Annotated in this window: 17 protein-coding genes; 12 read left to right on the forward strand and 5 right to left on the reverse strand. The window is 73.9% G+C overall.

Annotation, left to right across the window (positions count from 1 at the left end):
• Window positions 1-114: 114 nt before the first annotated feature.
• Window positions 115-4,704 carry an ATP-dependent helicase gene (locus tag JYK04_RS30645; protein WP_189738703.1) on the reverse strand — a complete coding sequence of 1,530 codons (4,590 nt, stop codon included), beginning with the start codon at window positions 4,702-4,704 and terminating at the stop codon, window positions 115-117.
• 80 nt (window positions 4,705-4,784) lie between these two features.
• Between JYK04_RS30645 and JYK04_RS30650 the strand changes: the two genes are divergently transcribed.
• The 3 genes from JYK04_RS30650 (at window position 4,785) to JYK04_RS30660 (ending at window position 6,740) form a co-directional block, all read left to right on the forward strand.
• Window positions 4,785-5,627, forward strand: a complete 843-nt coding sequence (locus JYK04_RS30650; protein WP_189738706.1) for an AraC family transcriptional regulator — start codon at window positions 4,785-4,787, stop codon at window positions 5,625-5,627.
• Between the two features lie 118 nt (window positions 5,628-5,745).
• Window positions 5,746-6,435: an AzlC family ABC transporter permease gene (locus JYK04_RS30655; RefSeq protein WP_308431053.1), complete on the forward strand. Its 690-nt coding sequence runs from the start codon at window positions 5,746-5,748 to the stop codon at window positions 6,433-6,435.
• The gene (locus tag JYK04_RS30660; protein ID WP_189738712.1) at window positions 6,432-6,740 is read left to right on the forward strand and encodes an AzlD domain-containing protein; all 309 of its coding nucleotides are present in this window, start codon (window positions 6,432-6,434) and stop codon (window positions 6,738-6,740) included. The genes JYK04_RS30655 and JYK04_RS30660 overlap by 4 nt, the downstream gene beginning before the upstream one ends.
• On the opposite strand, the gene JYK04_RS30665 is transcribed toward JYK04_RS30660, so the two are convergent.
• On the reverse strand, window positions 6,709-7,737 hold the full coding sequence (locus JYK04_RS30665) for a hypothetical protein (RefSeq protein WP_373297444.1): 1,029 nt from the start codon (window positions 7,735-7,737) through the stop codon (window positions 6,709-6,711). The genes JYK04_RS30660 and JYK04_RS30665 overlap by 32 nt on opposite strands.
• 81 nt (window positions 7,738-7,818) lie before the next feature.
• Between JYK04_RS30665 and JYK04_RS30670 the strand changes: the two genes are divergently transcribed.
• Window positions 7,819-8,013 carry a DUF3046 domain-containing protein gene (locus JYK04_RS30670; protein ID WP_033217375.1) on the forward strand — a complete coding sequence of 65 codons (195 nt, stop codon included), beginning with the start codon at window positions 7,819-7,821 and terminating at the stop codon, window positions 8,011-8,013.
• Between the two features lie 110 nt (window positions 8,014-8,123).
• Window positions 8,124-9,329, forward strand: a complete 1,206-nt coding sequence (locus JYK04_RS30675; protein ID WP_229875610.1) for an AI-2E family transporter — start codon at window positions 8,124-8,126, stop codon at window positions 9,327-9,329.
• On the opposite strand, the gene JYK04_RS30680 is transcribed toward JYK04_RS30675, so the two are convergent.
• A complete protein-coding gene (locus tag JYK04_RS30680) occupies window positions 9,283-10,038 on the reverse strand; it encodes a Clp protease N-terminal domain-containing protein (RefSeq protein ID WP_189738718.1) in 756 nt (251 codons plus the stop codon). The genes JYK04_RS30675 and JYK04_RS30680 overlap by 47 nt on opposite strands.
• Window positions 10,039-10,104: 66 nt before the next feature.
• Between JYK04_RS30680 and JYK04_RS30685 the strand changes: the two genes are divergently transcribed.
• The 7 genes from JYK04_RS30685 to JYK04_RS30715 all read left to right on the forward strand — a co-directional run bounded on the left by JYK04_RS30685 (window position 10,105) and on the right by JYK04_RS30715 (window position 17,469).
• Window positions 10,105-10,839 (forward strand): class I SAM-dependent methyltransferase, encoded by a 735-nt coding sequence (locus JYK04_RS30685; protein WP_268254148.1) that lies wholly within the window; start codon window positions 10,105-10,107, stop codon window positions 10,837-10,839.
• A 38-nt stretch (window positions 10,840-10,877) separates the two neighbouring features.
• Complete coding sequence (locus tag JYK04_RS30690) at window positions 10,878-11,348, forward strand: hypothetical protein (protein ID WP_189738724.1); 471 nt, start codon at window positions 10,878-10,880, stop codon at window positions 11,346-11,348.
• A gap of 432 nt (window positions 11,349-11,780) precedes the next feature.
• The gene (locus tag JYK04_RS30695) at window positions 11,781-12,110 is read left to right on the forward strand and encodes a deoxyxylulose-5-phosphate synthase (protein WP_189738727.1); all 330 of its coding nucleotides are present in this window, start codon (window positions 11,781-11,783) and stop codon (window positions 12,108-12,110) included.
• On the forward strand, window positions 12,107-12,970 hold the full coding sequence (locus tag JYK04_RS30700) for an SMI1/KNR4 family protein (RefSeq protein WP_189738730.1): 864 nt from the start codon (window positions 12,107-12,109) through the stop codon (window positions 12,968-12,970). Before JYK04_RS30695 ends, JYK04_RS30700 begins: the two co-directional genes overlap by 4 nt.
• Window positions 12,971-13,143: 173 nt before the next feature.
• Entirely contained in the window at window positions 13,144-14,259 is a 1,116-nt protein-coding gene (gene recA, locus JYK04_RS30705; RefSeq protein WP_189738732.1) for a recombinase RecA, read from the forward strand.
• A gap of 3 nt (window positions 14,260-14,262) precedes the next feature.
• Entirely contained in the window at window positions 14,263-14,826 is a 564-nt protein-coding gene (recX, locus tag JYK04_RS30710) for a recombination regulator RecX (RefSeq protein WP_189738734.1), read from the forward strand.
• A gap of 90 nt (window positions 14,827-14,916) precedes the next feature.
• Window positions 14,917-17,469: an FtsX-like permease family protein gene (locus JYK04_RS30715; protein WP_189738736.1), complete on the forward strand. Its 2,553-nt coding sequence runs from the start codon at window positions 14,917-14,919 to the stop codon at window positions 17,467-17,469.
• A 93-nt stretch (window positions 17,470-17,562) separates the two neighbouring features.
• Here JYK04_RS30715 and JYK04_RS30720 read toward each other — a convergent pair whose 3' ends face one another.
• Together JYK04_RS30720 and JYK04_RS30725 are read right to left on the reverse strand one after the other, a co-directional pair.
• Window positions 17,563-17,952, reverse strand: coding sequence for a rhodanese-like domain-containing protein (locus JYK04_RS30720; RefSeq protein ID WP_373297445.1), 390 nt, complete (start codon window positions 17,950-17,952; stop codon window positions 17,563-17,565).
• Window positions 17,949-18,497 (reverse strand): cupin domain-containing protein, encoded by a 549-nt coding sequence (locus tag JYK04_RS30725; RefSeq protein WP_189738738.1) that lies wholly within the window; start codon window positions 18,495-18,497, stop codon window positions 17,949-17,951. The genes JYK04_RS30720 and JYK04_RS30725 overlap by 4 nt, the downstream gene beginning before the upstream one ends.
• Window positions 18,498-18,568 lie beyond the last annotated feature (71 nt).

The following is an 18,568-nucleotide window of genomic DNA, read 5'->3' on the forward strand; positions in this document are numbered from 1 at the left end:
CTGTGATCACCTTGATAAAGGATCAATAAGTGGATCGGCCTGCTCAGGGGCGGTCGACGACAGGTTTGTGACATGTTCAGGACGCGAGCGGCACAGTCGGGACCGTGTGGGCGGTCAGGAGCGCAGGCGCAACCCCCTCGGCGTGGCGTGGAAGCCGGCCGCCTCCAGGGCCGGTCCCAGGGGGGAGGTCAGGGCTGCCGCCGCGTTGATCCGTTCCACCGTGAGGGCCGGGAGCGTGCCCGCGCGGGAGGCGCCCGCCAGGGCGGCCGTGGCCGCCGCGAGCCGGGGGTCCTCCGGGGCGGGCCAGGCCAGCAGGGTCTTGCCGCCGCGCTCCAGGTAGAGGACGAGCTCCCCGTCGACCAGGACCACCAGGGAGCCCGCTTTGCGGCCCGGCTTGTGGGTGGCCCCGGCCGGGGGCTCGGGCCAGGGCAGGGCCGCGCCGTACGCGTTTGCCGGGTCGGCGGCCGCCAGCACCACCGCCGCCAGCGGGGGCGGCGTCCGTTCGGCGGCCCGGAGCCGGTCCACCGCGCCGTCCATAGCGAACTGGGCCGCGCCCAGCCCCTCGACCACATAGCCCCGGCGGGCCTGGCCGCTGTCCTCGAAGGCCGACAGGACGCGGTAGACCGCGCTGAAGCCGCCCTCCACCCCTTCCGCGGCGACCGCCCCGCGGGTCACCACCCCGTGCCGGTCCAGCAGGGTGCGGGCCAGGGCGTGGGCCCGGTGCGTCGGGTCGGGGGCCGCGGCCGGCAGCAGGGACCAGCGCCCGGAGACGGTGGGCGGGCCGGTACGGGACACGGTCGCGCTGAGCGTGCCGTACCGGCCGCGGGGGACGGTGCGCCGGGCCCGGTGCGCCGTCGAGCCGGCCGTGCGGCCCGAACCGAGCAGTGAGCGCAACGGGGCCAGGGTGTCGTTGGTGAGCCGGCCCGACCAGGCCAGATCCCATACGGCCTCGGAGAGCGCGACGTCGGACACCTCGGGGAACTCGCCGCGGATCGACTGCGCGATCTGCCGGAAGAACAGGCCGTACCCGCCCGCCAGCGACGCCAGGACCGCCTGGTGGAGGGGGCTCTGCTCCAGCGGGTGCGGCGGGGGCAGCAGCATCGGGGCCGCGTCCGCCAGGTAGAGGGAGATCCAGCCGTCCTTGCCCGGGAGGGCACCCGCGCCCGCCCACACCACCTCGCCCGCGGTGGTCAGCTCGTCCAGCAGGCCCGGGGAGTACCCGCTCACCCGCGACGGGAGGATCAGGCGTTCCAGCGCGGAGGCCGGCACCGGGGCGCCCTGGAGCTGCTCCACCGCCCGGGCCAGCCCGTCGAGGCCGCGCAGGGCGCCGCCCAGGTGCTGCCACTGGGGGAGGAAGGTGGCCAGCGAGGTCGGCGGCACCGGTTCCAGCTCCTGGCGGAGCGCGGCGAGGGAGCGGCGGCGGAGCCTGCGCAACACCGTCGCGTCGCACCACTCCTGGCCGATGCCCGCCGGGTGGAACTCGCCCTGCACCACCCGGCCGGCCGCGGCCAGCCGGTGCAGGGCGCCCTCGGTCACCGCCGCGCCCAGGCCGAAGCGGGCGGCGACGGCGGCCGTGGTGAAGGGCCCGTGGGTGCGGGCGTACCGGGCCAGCAGGTCCCCGAGCGGGTCCTTGACCGGTTCGGTGAACGCCTCCGGGACACCGACGGGCAGGGCTGTGCCCAGCGCGTCCCGCAGCCGGCCCGCGTCCTCGATCGCAGCCCAGTGGTCCGCGCCGCCGATCCTGACCGCGATGGCGCGGCGGGCCGCGGCGAGCTCGCGGGCCCACGCCGGATCCGCCCCGCGCTCGGTCAACTGGTCCTGCGTCAGCGGGCCCAGCAGGCGCAGCAGGTCGGCCACCGACTCGGGATCCTTGGCCCGCCGGTCCTCCGTGAGCCACTGGAGCTCCCGCTCCAGCTCCTCCAGCACCTGCGCGTCGAGGAGTTCGCGCAGCTCCGCCTGGCCGAGCAGCTCGGCCAGCAGCCGGGAGTCCAGCGACAGCGCGGCCGCCCGGCGCTCGGCCAGCGGCGAGTCGCCCTCGTAGAGGAACTGGGCCACGTACCCGAAGAGGAGGGAACGGGCGAAGGGGGAGGGCTCCGGGGTGGTCACCTCGACCAGCCGCACGCGGCGCGCCTCGATGTCCCCCATCAGCTCGGTCAGGCCGGGCACGTCGAAGACGTCCTGGAGGCACTCCCGTACGGCTTCCAGCACGATCGGGAAGGAGCCGAACTCCGAGGCCACCTGGAGCAGCTGGGAGGCGCGCTGGCGCTGCTGCCACAGCGGGGTGCGCCGGCCGGGGCTCCGGCGCGGCAGCAGCAGGGCGCGGGCCGCGCACTCGCGGAACCGGGAGGCGAACAGCGCGGAGCCGCCGACCTGGTCGGTGACGAGCTGGTTGATGTCGCCGTGGTCGAAGGCGACATCGGCCGCGCCCAGCGGGGCCTTCTCGTCGTCGAACTCGAACCCGTGCGCGGCGGCCGGGTCGTGGTCCAGGAGGTCCATCGAGAGCAGGTCCGCGTCGGGCAGGCGGAGCACGATCCCGTCGTCGGCGTGCATCACCTGCGCGTCCATGCCGTACTTCTCGGCGAGGCGGGCCCCCAGCGCCAGCGCCCACGGGGCGTGCACCTGCGCGCCGAAAGGTGAGTGGACCACGACCCGCCAGTCGCCCAGTTCGTCGCGGAACCGCTCGACCACGATGGTCCGGTCGTCGGGGACGTGACCGCAGGCCTCGCGCTGTTCGGCGAGGTACGCCAGCACGTTCTCGGCGGCCCAGGCGTCCAGGCCCGCCGCCAGCAGCCGCAGCCGGGCGTCCTCCTCGCCCAGGCCGCCGAGCTCGCGGAGGAACGCGCCGACCGCGCGGCCCAGTTCGAGCGGCCGGCCGAGCTGGTCGCCCTTCCAGAACGGCAGCCGGCCCGGGACCCCGGGGGCGGGGGTGACCAGGACCCGGTCGCGGGTGATGTCCTCGATCCGCCACGAGGTGGTGCCCAGGGTGAAGACGTCCCCGACGCGGGACTCGTAGACCATCTCCTCGTCGAGCTCCCCGACCCGGCCGCCGCCCTTCTTGGGGTCGGAGCCCGCGAGGAAGACGCCGAAGAGACCGCGGTCGGGGATCGTGCCGCCCGAGGTGACCGCGAGGCGCTGGGCACCCGGCCGGCCCGTGACCGTCCCCGCCGCCCGGTCCCAGACCACGCGCGGCCGGAGCTCGGCGAACGCGTCCGACGGATAGCGCCCCGCCAGCATGTCCAGCACCGCCGTGAACGCCGACTCCGGCAGCGCCGCGAAGGGCGCCGCCCGCCGCACCAGGGCGAGCAGGTCGTCCAGCTGCCAGGTGTCCATCGCGACCATCGCGACCAGCTGCTGCGCCAGTACGTCCAGGGGGTTGGAGGGCACCCGCAGCGACTCGATGGCCCCCGTGCGCATCCGCTCGGTGACCACCGCCGCCTGCACCAGGTCGCCGCGGTACTTGGGGAAGACCACGCCGGTGGAGACCGCGCCCACCTGGTGCCCGGCCCGGCCCACCCGCTGCAGCCCCGAGGCCACCGAGGGCGGCGACTCCACCTGCACCACCAGGTCCACCGCGCCCATGTCGATGCCCAGCTCCAGGCTGGAGGTGGCGACCACGGCGGGCAGCCGGCCCGCCTTCAGGTCCTCCTCCACCAGCGCCCGCTGCTCCTTGGACACCGAGCCGTGGTGCGCGCGCGCCAGCAGCGGCGGGGCCCCCCGGGCGGCGCCCGACTGGGCCATGATCTCGGCCGGGGGCGCACCCTCCGGCAGCTTCTCGCCCACGGCGCGCTCGTACGCGATCTCGTTGAGCCGGTTGCACAACCGCTCGGCGAGGCGGCGGGAGTTGGCGAACACGATCGTCGAGCGGTGCGCCTGCACCAGGTCGGCGATCCGCTCCTCCACGTGCGGCCAGATCGACGGCTTGTCCCCGCCCTCCTTGCCCTCGGTCGCGGGGGAGCCGCCCAACTCGCCCATGTCCTGCACCGGAACGACCACCGACAGGTCGAACTCCTTGGCCGAAGGCGGCTGGACGATCTCCACCTTGCCGCGCGGCGCCAGGTACCGGGCCACCTCGTCCACCGGCCGCACCGTCGCCGACAGCCCGATCCGGCGCGCGGGGCGGGGCAGCAGCTCGTCCAGCCGCTCCAGGGAGAGGGCGAGATGGGCGCCGCGCTTGGTCCCCGCGACCGCGTGGACCTCGTCCAGGATCACCGTCTCGATCCCGGTCAGGGCCTCCCGGGCCGCCGAGGTCAGCATCAGGAACAGGGACTCGGGCGTGGTGATGAGGATGTCCGGCGGGCGGGTGGCCAGCGCCCGCCGCTCGGCGGGCGGGGTGTCGCCGGAGCGGATCCCGACCCGGATGTCCGGCTCGGGCAGGCCCAGGCGGACCGACTCCTGGCGGATCCCGGTCAGCGGGCTGCGCAGATTGCGCTCCACGTCGACGGCCAGGGCCTTCAAGGGCGATACGTACAGCACGCGGCAGCGCTTCTTCGACTCGGCGGGCGGCGGGGTCGACGCGAGCCGGTCGAGGGCGGCGAGGAACGCGGCCAGGGTCTTGCCGGAGCCGGTGGGGGCCACCACCAGCACGTCCGAGCCCTCCCCGATCGCCCGCCAGGCGCCCTCCTGTGCGTCGGTGGGCGTGACGAAGGCCCCCGTGAACCACGAGCGGGTCGCGGGGGAGAACGAGTCGAGCGCAGCGCCTGCCATGCCCCCATCGTGCACCCGGCCACTGACAACGGGCCGGACCTGGGGAAACGTGAGTCGGCGCGGGGGCGCAGAATGGGGGGATGGGGACGGACGAGGGCGCCGGGGGCCGCCGGGAGTGGGCACGGCACTGGCAGTACGCGGAACTGCCGGGGCTCGACCTGCTGCGCGCCCATTACGTGCGCCACACCTTCCCGCGCCACGCGCACGACGGGTACGTCATCGCGGCCGTTACCGGAGGCATCGAGGAGATCGGACTCCCCGGCCACGTCGTGCGCGCCGGGCCGGGCAGCGTGGTCCTGATCAACCCCGAGGTACCCCACACCGCGCGCGCCGGCGCCCCCGAAGGATGGGCGTACGCCACCCTCTACCCCTCCAGCGAGCTGATCGCCGAGGTCGCCGACGACCTCGGCACCCTGCGCGGCACCCCCGGCTTCACCACCGACATGGTCGCCGACCCCCAGGGCGCGCAGGCCATCACCGAGATCCACCGGGCCGCCGAGGCGGGGAACGCGCTGGCCGCCGACACACTGCTGCGCAGCGTGGTGGCGCGGATGCTGACCCGGCACGCCGGACCGCTGCCCGCCCGTACCGTCCGTGGAGCGGGCGGCGCCGACGCCGCGGCCGCCCGGGCCGTACTGCAGGAGCGGATGGCCGACCCGCCGTCGCTGGAGCAGCTCGCCGCGGAGCTGGGCACGAGCCCCTTCGCCCTGCTGCGGGCCTTCCGCGAGCGGTACGGGATGCCGCCGCACACCTGGCTGACCGACGCCCGCGTCCGCCGGGCGCGCCGGCTCCTCGACGCGGGCACGGCGCCCGCAGAGGCGGCCGTCACCGTGGGCTTCACCGACCAGCCGCACCTGAACCGGCACTTCACCCGGATCGTGGGCGTCCCGCCCGGCGCGTACCGGCGGGAGCGGGCCCTCTGAGGTCCCTCGGGCCGCAGGTCACGGGCGCCGGGTGCGCGCAAGAACGTACAAGACCCACCCGGCGGGCCCCGCGTAGTTTCGGGGCGTGGGAGAGAACCAGCTGGTCACAGAGCCAGAGATACGTGAGGCACCGACGCCCGACGAGCGGCCGCGCGCCGCCGTCGTACGGGACGCGCTCGGGGTCGGAGTGGCCGTCGGACTGTCCGGGTTCGCCTTCGGGGTGACCGCCGCCGGGGCCGGCATCAGCACCCTCCAGGCCTGTGTGCTCAGCCTGCTCGTCTTCACCGGCGCCTCGCAGTTCGCCCTGGTCGGGGCGCTCGCCGCGGGCGGGAACCCGTTCACCGCCGCCGCCGGGGCCTTCTTCCTCGGGACCCGGAACGCCTTCTACGGGCTGCGGCTGTCGCAGCTGCTCAAACTGCCCCGCCCCGTGCGGCCCCTCGCCGCGCACTGGGTGATCGACGAGACCACCGCCGTCGCGCTGGCCCAGCCCGACCGGAAGTCGGCCCGGCTCGGCTTCACCGTCACCGGCCTCACCCTCTACGTGCTGTGGAACCTCACCACCCTGCTCGGCGCGCTCGGCGCCGAGGCCATCGGGGACACCAGGGCGTGGGGCCTGGACGCCGCCGGCCCGGCCGTGTTCCTGGCGCTGCTGGCGCCGATGCTGAAGACCTCCACCGAGCGGGCCGTCGCCGCCCTCGCGCTCGTCCTCGGGCTCGGCTTCCTGCCCGTACTGCCCGCCGGCGTGCCCGTGCTGATCGCGGCCCTGGCCGCCCCCGTCGTGCTGTGGACGAAGGGACGCCGTCCGTGAACGTCTGGATCGCCATCGGCCTCACCGTCGTCGGCTGCTACGCCGTCAAGCTCGCCGGGCTGCTCGTCCCCGCCGGGGCCCTGGAGCGGCCGCTCGTGCGCCGCCTGTCCGCCCTGCTGCCGGTCGCCCTGCTCGCCGCGCTCACCGCCCAGCAGACCTTCAGCACCGGGTCCGCCCTCGTCGTCGACGCCCGCGCCGCCGGACTCGCGGCCGCCGGGCTGGCGCTGCTGCTGCGGGCCCCGTTCCTGGTCGTGGTCGCGGCCGCCGTCGTCGTCACCGCGGGGGTACGGGCCCTGGGCGGCTGACCTGGGCGGGCAGGCGCCCGTACGCCCGCAATGTGAGCAGGGCCTCCAGGGTCGCGATCGGCCGCCGCTCCAGCGAGCTCCCCGGCGCCCAGGCCCGCCGGCGCACCGGCCAGCCGCCGTCCGGCTGCTGTTCGGAGGCCAGGAAGTCCAGTGAGCGGCGCAGCTCCGCATCGGTGAACCAGCCGCGGGCCAGCGACTCCGGCCGCCGGGCGAAGTCGTGCGGGTACAGCCGCTCGCCCGGCGCGTAGCCGGGGGCCTCCGGGTACTCCGCCCGCCGTACCGGATCGAGCACCACGAGCCGCTGCTCGCGCACCAGCCGGCCCAGCCGGTCCGCGGCCGCCGCCGCGCGCGCCCGGTCGGGGATGCCGTCGAGGAAGGCCACCGCGCTCTGGACCTCGTACGGGTGCGAGTGGCGCAGGTTCTCGACCCGGTCCCAGCAGAAGTCCGTGGCCCGGAAGAGCCAGGCGTGCCAGACCCGGTTGCGGTGCAGTACGCCGACGACCGGGCCCGTGGTCAGCAGCTCGCCCGGAGGGTCGTCGTGCATCGGGTGGTAGGGGGCCGCGGGATAGTCGCGGTGGGCGGGGAAGACCACCGGAAGCGCGCCGTCCGCGGTGGAGACCCCGGTCAGGTGACGGCAGAGCCGCTCGACGCGCTGTCCGGCGCAGCGGCCCAGGCTGTCGAGCACGCGCAGCGCGTGCGCGGTGTGCAGGGGCTGGCTGAGCGGACCGCGAAGATCTGGATCGAGCGCGTGACCGTAGCCGCCGTCCGCGTTGAGGTAGGAACCGAGGGCCGTGTCCACCGGGTCGGCGTCCCCGCCGAGGAAGTGGAAGGCGAACCGCCGCTGCTCCAGCACGCGGGCCGTGAGCCAGATGAACCCCTCGGCGCGGGCCAGCGGGTCCTGCTGGGGCTGGGCGGGCTGCGGGGGCTGGGGAGTCCGGGGGGATGGCGGGGTGTGGGGGGAATGGGGGGTCTGCGGGGAAGCTTCGTCTCCGGGCATGCGTGCAACGTAGGACGCGGTGGTGCGGCGGGGAGGGCCGAACGCGGGCGGTGCACTCTCCCGGGGCGGGATACTGGGGGCATGCGGTTGACGATTTTCTGGGAACGGATGGCGGAGCACTTCGGCGCGGGCTACGCCGACTCCTTCGCGCGGGACCACGTCATGACGGAGCTGGGCGGGCGGACCGTCCACCAGGCGCTGGACGCGGGCTGGGAGACCAAGGACGTGTGGCGCGCGGTGTGTTCGGCGATGGACGTGCCGGCTTCGCTGCGCTGACCAGCGAGCTGTTTCGCGAGGGCGGGCGCGGGTGGGACAGACTTGGCGCCGTGGCAGCCAGCGAAGAGACGACCGATCAGTCCGCCGAGGCGCGGGGGGTGACACCGCCGGTGCAGGCGGAGGAGCCGAAATCGCCGGGTCAGCCGGGTCAGCCTGGTCGGCCGGGTCCGCCCGCGCCGCCGGCTCCACCGCCGTCCGGTGCGGCCCCAGCCGCGGACGATGCGCGCATGCCGCGCTGGCTGCCGCGCGCCGTGATCCTCGTACTGGCCCTCGTGGCCTGTTTCCAGCTCGGCAGCTGGGCCTTCCACCAGCTGATAGGCCTCCTCGTCAACATCCTGATCGCGTTCTTCCTCGCGCTCGCGATCGAACCGGCGGTGGCCAGGATGGCGGCCGGCGGCATGCGCCGCGGGGTCGCCACCTTCGTGATGTTCCTCGCGGTGCTCGTCGTGACCGCAGGATTTCTCGCACTGCTCGGCTCGCTGCTCGCCGGGCAGATCGTCGCCATGGTCGAGGGCTTCCCGGGCTATCTCGACTCGGTGATCAAGGCGATCAACTCCACCTTCCACACCGAACTGTCCCGGCTGGAGATCCAGGAGAGCGTGCTGCGCTCCGACTGGCTGCGCAAGTACGTGCAGAACAGCGCGTCCGGCGTGCTCGACGTCTCCGCCACCGTGCTCGGCGGACTCTTCAAGCTGCTGACGATCGGACTCTTCTCCTTCTACTTCGCCGCCGACGGACCGCGGCTGCGGCGCGCGCTGTGCTCCGTACTGCCGCCCGCGAAGCAGGCCGAGGTGCTGCGCGCCTGGGAGATCGCCGTAGCCAAGACGGGCGGGTACCTCTACTCGCGCGGGCTGATGGCGCTGATCTCCGGTGTCGCGACCTACATCGTGCTGGCGGTCCTCGGGGTGCCGTACGCGCCCGCGCTCGCCGTGTGGGTGGGACTGGTCTCCCAGTTCGTGCCCACCATCGGCACCTATCTCGCGGGCGCGCTGCCGGTCTTGCTCGCCTTCACCGTGGATCCCTGGTACGCGCTGTACGTACTCGGGTTCGTGGTGGTCTACCAGCAGTTCGAGAACTACGTCCTCCAGCCGAAGCTGACCTCGAGGACCGTGGACATCCATCCGGCCGTGGCCTTCGGATCGGTCATCGCGGGCACCGCCCTGCTGGGCGCGGTCGGGGCGCTCATCGCGATCCCGGCCGTCGCCACCCTGCAGTCCTTCCTGGGTGCGTACGTCAAGCGCTACGAGCTGACCCAGGACGCGGATTCCTCTACTTCTCGTCCGCGACGACGCGTACGACTGCCAAGGCTTCGCTGACGGTCGTCTCGACGGCGGCCTTGTCCAGACCGAGGCCGCTCAGCGGGCCCTCGCCGTTCTCCAGCTCCAGGAGCGCCAGCAGGACGTGCTCCGTGCCGACGAAGTCGTGGCCCAGGCGAAGGGCCTCGCGGAAGGTGAGCTCGAGGGCCTTCTTCGCGGACGCGTCGAAGGGGATCAGGTCGGGGACCTCCGGCTGGGCCGGGGGCAGCAGGGCGGTCACCGCGGCGCGTACGTCGTCCGCCGTGACCCCCTGGGCGCGCAGGGCGTACGCGGCGAGGCCCTCGGATTCGGCGAGGAGGCCCAGGACCAGGTGCCCGGTGCTGATCTCGGTGTTGCCGGCGGCGCGGGCCTCGTTCTGGGCGGTCATGACGACGTTGCGGGCGCGGGGGGTGAACCGGCCGAAGCCGGCGCTCGGGTCCATGCCGCCGGCGCCCTCCTTGTCGGCCTTGGGGACGAAGCGCTTCTGGGCCGCCTGGCGGGTGACGCCCATGCTGCGGCCGATGTCGGTCCAGGAGGCGCCGGAGCGGCGGGCCTGGTCGACGAAGTGACCGATGAGGTGGTCTGCGACGTCCCCGAGAGCCTCTGCCGCGACGACGGCGCCGCTGAGCTGCTCCAGGGGGTCGGCGTGGACCTTGTTGATGGCCTCGATCAGGTCGTCGAGGCGTACCGGATTGGTCATGCGAACGGGTTCCACCGAAGGGTTCGTCATAGGTGCAACCGTAGGTTGACACTTCCGTGAGTGTCAACCCTGGGTTGTCACTCGGCTGGGGAGTTCGTGGGCGCGGGACCGCGGTGCCATCCTGAGGGGGAATGGCGAGACGCGGAGGCGGCCATGGGGTTCTACGCCGAGCAGGCAGTGCCGCGGATCCTCGACGTCGCCTGCGGGGCCAAGATGGCCCGGCCGCTGCGCCGCCGGGTCTGCGCGGGGCTCGCGGGCGAGGTCGTCGAGATCGGCTTCGGCGCGGGGCACAACGCCCCCTTCTATCCGCAGGCCGTCACGGGCGTGTCGGCGGTCGAGCCCTCCGACGTCGCGTGGCGACTGGCCGCCAAGCGCGTGCGCGACGCCCGCGTCCCGGTCCGGCGGGCCGGCCTGGACGGCCAGTCGCTGCCCTTCGAGGACGGCCGTTTCGACTCGGCGCTGTCCACCTGGACGCTGTGCACCATCCCCGACGCCATGGCCGCCCTGCGCGAGCTGCGCCGCGTGCTCAAGCCCGGCGGCACCCTGCACTTCGTCGAGCACGGGCTCGCCCCGGAAGGCGACTGGCGCGTGCGGCGCCTGCAGCGACGGCTCGAACCGCTGAACATGCGGCTGCTGGGCGGCTGCCACCTCACCCGCTCCGCCCCGGACCTGCTGGCGGCGGCGGGATTCACGATCACCGCCCTCGACGTGTTCTACGAGGAGGGTGCGCCGAAGTTCCTGTGCGCCGAGTCCCTCGGGACGGCGATCTCCCTCCGGCCGACGACCCGTCACGAAACCATCACGAGGGGCACGGGCCCGGAGCCTCCCTGACAGCATCGGTCGGACCGATCCAGGGGGTTCCAGGTTCCATGAGATTCCGTGTGCGCGTCCCCGCGGCGACCCGCGTCACCGTCACCGTCACCGTCACCCTCGCAGCCGTCACGCTGTTGCTCGGAGGCTGTTCCCAGGCACCGGCCGAGCGGCTGGAGGAGTGGTACAGCTCGGGAGGCGAGGAGCAGATCCGGAAGCTGAACGAGGACGCCGGCCGGGTCAACGAGGTGAGCATGCGCACGATCGACGTCCAAGGACCCGCCTGCCAGGACCTGTTGGCCCGGACCGCCGAGGCCGAGAAGCTCGACCCGATTCCGGACGAAGCCGCCCAGCGGTACTGGAAGGAGGCCCTCGGCGGATTCCGGCGGGGCGCGGGCGAATGCGCCGACGGGGCCGCGAAGAAGGACGGGAGCCAGGTCTCCCGGGGCATCACGGCGGTCCAGACGGAAGGGCTCCCCAAGCTGGTGAGCACCGTCTCGATGATCAAGGCGGGCCTGGCGCACAAGTGACAGAGCCGGCGCAGCCGACAGAGCCCTTGTCGGAGACCGTTGCCGGCTTCCGCCGGAGTGTGGGTACTGGATGGGGAGGCGGGCCGGGGGCGGGTCCAGGAGGAGGGGACGCACCTGATCCTGGACGTGCACAGGATGGTGCGGCCCGGTGGGTCTCCCGGTCACGGCACCGTGCAGCCCGTCCAGCCTGCCGAGGAGTACCGGCTGGCCGGGACCGACCGCCCCACGCGCGCACACGTACAGCTCATGAACTCCTTGCCGACCGGCGGTGGGCCGGCAGGTGCGCGGTCCTGCACGATGCGCACGGCAGCCGGAGGAGATCCGCTTCTGGGGCTTCTCCGGCGACTGAGGCACCCTGCGCCGGTCCACCGCTACGCCCGGGGCCCGGTCATCGTGTCGATCCCGGTGCGGGGTGCTGCCTACCCTGCTCGCATGGCTCATGCGAAGACCTCCTACGTCTGCCTGCCCTGCCGGGCCTCGTACAAGCAGCCCTACGACAGGGACCGGGAGCGGATCTGCCCGCGGTGTGCGGGAACCCTGGTCCATGCGGGCTCGGCCTTCGCCGCACCCCCGCACCGGGACACCGCGGGATGGCGGACCCTCACCGTGCTGCTGAACGCGGGTGTGCGGTTCCACAAGAGCTGCTGCGGCGGGCCGGGCTACCGGCCGCGCACCCTGCACGAGGTGCGCGAGCGGATGGCGTACGCGCGGCGGACCGGCACCCCCTTCGCGGAGGCGCTCGTCCTGCGTGACCTGCCGTGACCGGGCACGACGCCCTGGCGCGGCTCGTGACTCCGCCGGCCGTCCCCGTCGACGCCCGCGGCGACTGGACCGTCGTCGAGAACGCGGTCGGTGTACGGCTGCCCGACGACTACAAGTGGCTGGTCGCCACGTATGGATGGGGGGAGTTCTGCGATCTCCTCTACCTCCACACACCGTTCGGCCCGAGCAAGCACAACGGCATCGAGTGGCAGGGCGCGCATCCGTCGGAATCGGCCGACCGGGGCGGCGAGCGCTACCCGTACCCGCTGCACCCGGCGCCGGGCGGGCTGCTGATCTGGGGCACCACCATGGACGCCGACCGGCTCTGCTGGCTCACCGACGGGGAGCCCGAGGAGTGGCCCGTCGTGGTGTGGAGCAGCGAGGGCTGGTACGAGACCCACCACACGGGCGCGGCCGGGTTCGTCGAGGGCTGGGTCGGCGGCCGCGTCCACTCCCGCCTGCTCGGCGCGATGGATCCGGACCTGGCGCCCTGGTTCAACACCTTCCGGCCCCGTGTCGACCGGTGCCTGGTCCTGTCCGAGGGGCCCTTGCCCCATGACGAGCGCCTGAGCCGTCTGCGTACGGCGCTGGCCCCCACCACGGACCGCGGCGCGTGGCGCTCGGAGCGCGACGGAAGCGGACAGGACCACTTCGCGACCCTCGACGCCGACTGGCTGCTCACCTACGACACCCCCCACCCGCACCGGATCCGGATCGCCTTCCCGCCCGAGGACACGGAGCGCGTCCGACACCGGCTCTTCGCCGCCGCCGAGCTCATGGAGTGCCGGGTGCTGGAGGTCACGACCGCGGCGGGGACCCCGCTGGAGACCTGGGACGCGGTCACGGACGAGGACGAGTAGCCCGGCGTCCGCGGGGTCCTCGCAGGTGGGGGACGGGTAGGCGTGGCGCGCTTGACAGGAAAATCGAACATCCATTCTGATGGGTTATCCACAGCCGAAACGCTCGTGGAGGCGCATTGTCAGTGGCAGGCATTAGCGTCAGTGACGTGAAGCGATCGACTCAAGCAAACCGGGTGGAACCCATGGCAGGCACCGACCGCGAGAAGGCTCTCGACGCCGCTCTCGCACAGATTGAACGGCAATTCGGCAAGGGTGCGGTCATGCGCCTCGGCGACAAGCCGAACGACCCCATCGAGGTCATCCCCACCGGGTCGACCGCGCTGGACATCGCCCTCGGCGTCGGCGGGCTGCCCCGCGGCCGTGTGATCGAGGTGTACGGCCCGGAGTCCTCCGGTAAGACGACCCTGACCCTGCACGCCGTGGCCAACGCGCAGAAGGCCGGCGGCACCGTCGCCTTCGTGGACGCCGAGCACGCGCTCGACCCCGAGTACGCGAAGGCCCTCGGCGTCGACACCGACAACCTCATCCTGTCGCAGCCGGACACCGGCGAGCAGGCGCTGGAGATCGTGGACATGCTGGTCCGCTCCGGTGCCCTCGACCTGATCGTCATCGACTCCGTGGCCGCCCTCGTGCCGCGCGCGGAGATCGAGGGTGAGATGGGCGACTCGCACGTCGGCCTCCAGGCCCGACTGATGAGCCAGGCGCTCCGGAAGATCACCGGTGCGCTCAACCAGTCCAAGACCACCGCGATCTTCATCAACCAGCTCCGCGAGAAGATCGGTGTGATGTTCGGCTCGCCCGAGACCACCACCGGTGGTCGCGCGCTGAAGTTCTACGCCTCCGTGCGCCTCGACATCCGCCGCATCGAGACCCTCAAGGACGGCACGGACGCGGTCGGTAACCGCACCCGCGTCAAGGTCGTCAAGAACAAGGTCGCGCCCCCGTTCAAGCAGGCCGAGTTCGACATCCTCTACGGCCAGGGCATCAGCCGCGAGGGCGGCCTGATCGACATGGGCGTGGAGCACGGCTTCGTGCGCAAGGCCGGCGCCTGGTACACGTACGAGGGCGACCAGCTCGGCCAGGGCAAGGAGAACGCCCGCAACTTCCTGAAGGACAACCCCGACCTCGCCAACGAGATCGAGCGGAAGATCAAGGAGAAGCTGGGCGTGGGTGTCCGCAAGGACGCCGCCGAAGCCGGCACGGACGCGGCCGATGCCACGGCCACCGCCGTGCCCGCCCCGGCAACGAAGGCCAAGACGACGGCCAAGGCCGCCGTGGCCAAGAGCTGACCCGTGCGGGAGCAGGAAGGGGGCGGCGAGCGCCGCGGCCGTGAGGGCCGTTCGGAGCTGCCGCCCCAGAGCCCCGAGGAGCAGGCGCGGGCGATCTGTCTGCGCCTGCTCACCGGGAGCCCGCGTACCCGGCGCCAGCTCGCGGACGCCCTGCACAAGCGGGGCATCCCCGAGGAGGTGTCGCAGCAGGTCCTCTCCCGGTACGAGGAGGTCGGCCTGATCGACGACGCGGCCTTCGCCGGAGCCTGGGTCGAGTCCCGGCACCGCGGCCGCGGCCTGGCCCGCCGGGCACTGGCCCAGGAGCTCCGGACCAAGGGGGTGCACGCCACCCTCGTGGAGGAGGCCCTGGAGTTGCTGGACTCCGACCAGGAGGAGCAGACCGCCCGGGAGCTCGTGGAGCGCAAGCTCCGCTCCACCCGGGGCCTGGAGCGGGACAAGCGGATCCGGCGCCTCGCCGGGATGCTCGCCCGCAAGGGATACCCGGAGGGCATGGCCCTGCGGGTGGTGCGCCGCGCGCTGGAGACGGAGGGCGACGACGCCGACGACCTCGGGTACCCGGGGGAGTGAGCCGGTGGGCCCGGGGTGGGGTTAGCCCCCGGGGCCGGACGCCGGAGCACGCCAGTGTCATGCGCCGGACACGGCGGCAGAGTTGGCCGCATGATGCTGCGCTACGCCCTCCAGACCGTCAGGGACCGCAAGGCCGGTTTCCTCGGCGCCTTCGTCGCACTGCTGTGCGCGGCCGCCCTCATCACCGCCTGCGGGACGCTCCTGGAGACGGGCCTCCGCGGAAAGATCGGCACCGAGCGCTACGCGGCCACGCCGGTCCTCGTCTCCGCCGACCAGAACGTCCACGAGACCACGGTCAAGGAGAAGAAGGGCGGACGGACCAAGACCAAGCACAAGGCCAAGCCCGTCGCCGAGCGGGCCTGGCTCCCCGCCGCCACCGTGGACACGGTCCGTGCCGTGCCCGGCGTCGAGCGGGCCGTCCCCGAGCTCACCTTCCAGGCCGTCCCCCTGGTCAAGGCCCCCGGCAGGCCGGTGCCCTCGTACGGGCACGCCTGGACCTCCGCCGCACTGACCCCCTTCACCCTCTCCGAGGGCGGCGCCCCGCAGAGCGGCGCCGAGGTCGTCGTCGACCGTGCGCTGGCCGCCCGCGCCGGGCTGAAGCCCGGCTCCGAACTCGCCGTGCAGTCCACCGGCGAACCCAGGACGTACCGGGTCAGCGGGGTCGCGAAGACGGACCGGGGCGACCTCGCGCAGCAGAGCGCGCTCTTCTTCAGCGACGACGAGGCCCAGCGGCTCGCCGCCCGTGACGGCCAGGTCAGCGCCGTCGGGGTGCTGCCCGCGCCGGGCGTCGGCACCGCCGAGCTCGCCGCCCGCGTCGAGCGGGCGCTGCAGGGCACCACCGCACAGGTCACCGCGGGCGACGACCGCGGACCCGTCGAATTCCTCGACGCCGCCGGTGCCCGCGTCAAGCTGGTCTCCATGGGCGGCGCGATGGGCGGCACCTCGCTGCTCGTCGCGATCCTCGTGGTCGTCGGCACCTTCGCGCTCTCCGTCCGGCAGCGCTACCGCGAACTCGCCCTGCTGCGGGCCATCGCCGCCACCCCCGGGCAGCTACGCCGCATGATCGGCCGGGAAGCGCTGCTCGTCGGCCTGGCCGCCGGCGTCGCCGGAGCGCTCGCCGGGCTGCCGCTCGCCGCCTGGCTGTACGGCCGGTTCGTCGACAGCGGCGTCGTCCCCGTCACCCTGGAGCGCACCGCCGGCATCTTCCCGATGTTCGCGGCCGTCGCCGCCAGCCTGCTCGGCGCCTGGGCCGCCGCCCGGATCACCGGCCGCCGGATCGCCCGGATCCGCCCGGCCGAGGCGCTCGCCGAAGCCGCCGTGGAGCGGGGGCGGCCCGGCTGGATCCGCACCGGGCTCGGCGTGCTGCTGCTGGCGGGCGGGGCGGTGCTGGTCGTCGCACTCGGATCGCTGCGCACCGAGCCGGCCTCCACCCCGGTCACCTTCCTCGCCGTGGTGGTCCTGGCCGGGGCGGTCTCGCTGCTCGGCCCGCTGCTCGTACGGGGCGCCACCGCGCTGCTCGCCGGACCGCTGCGGCTGGCCGGCCCGGGCGGCCACCTGGCCACCGCCAACCTGCGCGGGAACGCCACGCGCATGGCCTCCGCCGTCACCCCGCTCGCGCTGCTGATCGGCATGACCTGCACCGTGCTCTTCATCACCCCGACGCTCGGGGACGCCGCCCGGGCCCAGGCCCGCGACGGGATCCGGGCCCAGTGGGTCCTGGCCGCGCAGGGCCCCGGAGTCACGCGGGAGGCCGCCGAGCGGGTCCGGCGTACCCCGGGGGTCACGGCGGCCACCGAGATCGTGCACACGTCGGTACGGGTGGGGCTGACGAAGTACGCCGCGCAGGGCGTCACCCCGGCCGGGCTGACCCGGACCTGGAACCCGGAGGTCACCGGCGGCAGCCTGGACGGCTTCGGCGAGGGGAGCGCGGCGGTGAGCGAACTCGCCGCCGGCCGGCTGGGGCTGAAGCCGGGGAGCCCGCTCGAGCTGACGCTCGGGGACGGGACCCCGGTCACGCTGACGGTCTCGGCCGTGTACGCGCGGGGGCTCGGCTTCGGCGACCTGACCCTGCCGCACGGGCTGGTGGCCGCCCACACGGACAATCCGCTGGCCGCCGGCGTGCTGGTGGCGGCCGAACCGGGTTCCGGGACCGGACGCGAGCAACTGGCCGCGGCGGTGCGGGCGTTCCCGGGCGTACGGGTGCAGTCCGCGGCGGACGCCGACGCGGCCCGGGCCGAGCGGCAGGACGCCGGGGCGGAGATCAACCTGCTGGCGATGGGCCTGGTGCTGGCCTTCACCGCGATCGCGGTGGTGAACACGCTCGCGATGTCGACCGCCGAGCGGTTCCGGGAGTTCGCGATGCTGCGGCTCGCGGGGGCGAAGCGCCGGCAGGTGCTGCGGATGCTGCGGACGGAGGCGCTGGCGGTGGTCTTGATCGGGACGGCGCTGGGGTCGGGGATCGCGCTGGCCGTACTGACCGCGTTCAGCGTGGGCATGACCGGGGTGGCGGCGCCCGCGGTGCTGCCGGTGGCCTACGCGGCGGTGGTGGGGGTGGCCGGGGTGCTGGCCCTGGCGGCCACTGCCCTCCCGGGCCGGGTGGCGCTGCGGGTACCTCCGGTGGAAGTGGCCACGGCGAAGGCGTAGCCCCCGGACCCCCGCGCCTCAATCGCCGGCGAGGCTGGATTTTCCAGCCCGTCCGGCGTTTGAGGACCGGGTCCGGGCGGAGCCCGGGGAGTTTCAGGCGGGTGCGACCGGGAGGCCCGCCGTCTTCCAGGCCTGGAAGCCGCCGGTCAGGTCCGTCGCGCGGTGGAGACCCAGGGCGTGGAGCGAGGCCGCGGCGAGGCTGGACGCGTAGCCCTCGTTGCAGATCACCACCACCTGGAGGTCGTGGCTCGTGGCGTCGGGGAGGCGGTGGCTGCCCCGGGGGTCCAGGCGCCACTCCAGCTCGTTGCGCTCGACCACCAGCGCGCCCGGGATCAGCCCGTCCCGCTCGCGCAGGGCCTGGTAGCGGATGTCCACCAGGAGGGCCCCGGCCCGGGAGGCGGCGTACGCCTCCCGGGCGTCCACGCGGGTGTAGCCCGCGCGGACCCGCTCCAGCAGCTCGTCGATGCCGACCGGGGCGCTCACTGCCAGTCCGCCGGACGCTCGACGTGCTCCAGGCTGAGCACCGGGCCGCTGCGGCTGTAGCGGCGGATCAGCGGGAGCGGCGGGTAGTAGGCGTGCACGGAGACCGCGTGCTCGGCCTGCGACTCGTTGAGGACCTCGTGCACGTGGTGTTCCCGGAAGGCGCGCCCCGATCCCGCGGCCAGTGTGCGGCGGCGGTCGACGTCAGGGGCCAGTTCCAGGGACTTCCAGCCCTCCGAGGGCAGGCGCACGGTCAGCGAGTGCTCGGTGAGCCGGCCCTGGGCGGTGGCGAACGCGCCCCGCGATTCGGCGTGGTCGTGCCAGCCGGTTCCGGTGCCCGGAGGCCAGCCGATCAGCCATGCCTCGCTGCCGCCCGGCCCCTCCAGCCGGATCCAGGTGCGGCCCTCGGGATCGAGCGGCAGCGAGGCCACGATCGCGGGGTCGGCCGCTGTGCGGAGGGCGAAGTCGAGGAGCTCGGCGGCGGTGGGGCCGTCGGCCGTCGGCGGGGACTCCGGGGCGTACGGGGGTGCGGATGCGGGTGCAGACATGAAAGGGGACCGTTCCTGGGTTCGCGGAGGTGCGCGCAGGCCGGTGGACGGCACGGGGCGCGCGGAAGGAA

It is taken from the genome of Streptomyces nojiriensis, from assembly GCF_017639205.1.
GTDB lineage: Bacteria > Actinomycetota > Actinomycetes > Streptomycetales > Streptomycetaceae > Streptomyces > Streptomyces nojiriensis.

Coding starts and splice junctions, on each gene's coding strand:
- JYK04_RS30670 (WP_033217375.1), top strand. CDS start 7,819: ATGCGGTTGACGATTTTCTGGGAACGGATGGCGGAGCACTTCGGCGCG.
- JYK04_RS30690 (WP_189738724.1), top strand. CDS start 10,878: ATGAGATTCCGTGTGCGCGTCCCCGCGGCGACCCGCGTCACCGTCACC.
- JYK04_RS30680 (WP_189738718.1), bottom strand. CDS start 10,038: ATGACGAACCCTTCGGTGGAACCCGTTCGCATGACCAATCCGGTACGC.
- JYK04_RS30650 (WP_189738706.1), top strand. CDS start 4,785: ATGGGGACGGACGAGGGCGCCGGGGGCCGCCGGGAGTGGGCACGGCAC.
- JYK04_RS30725 (WP_189738738.1), bottom strand. CDS start 18,497: ATGTCTGCACCCGCATCCGCACCCCCGTACGCCCCGGAGTCCCCGCCG.
- JYK04_RS30695 (WP_189738727.1), top strand. CDS start 11,781: ATGGCTCATGCGAAGACCTCCTACGTCTGCCTGCCCTGCCGGGCCTCG.
- JYK04_RS30715 (WP_189738736.1), top strand. CDS start 14,917: ATGATGCTGCGCTACGCCCTCCAGACCGTCAGGGACCGCAAGGCCGGT.
- JYK04_RS30645 (WP_189738703.1), bottom strand. CDS start 4,704: ATGGCAGGCGCTGCGCTCGACTCGTTCTCCCCCGCGACCCGCTCGTGG.
- JYK04_RS30665 (WP_373297444.1), bottom strand. CDS start 7,737: ATGCCCGGAGACGAAGCTTCCCCGCAGACCCCCCATTCCCCCCACACC.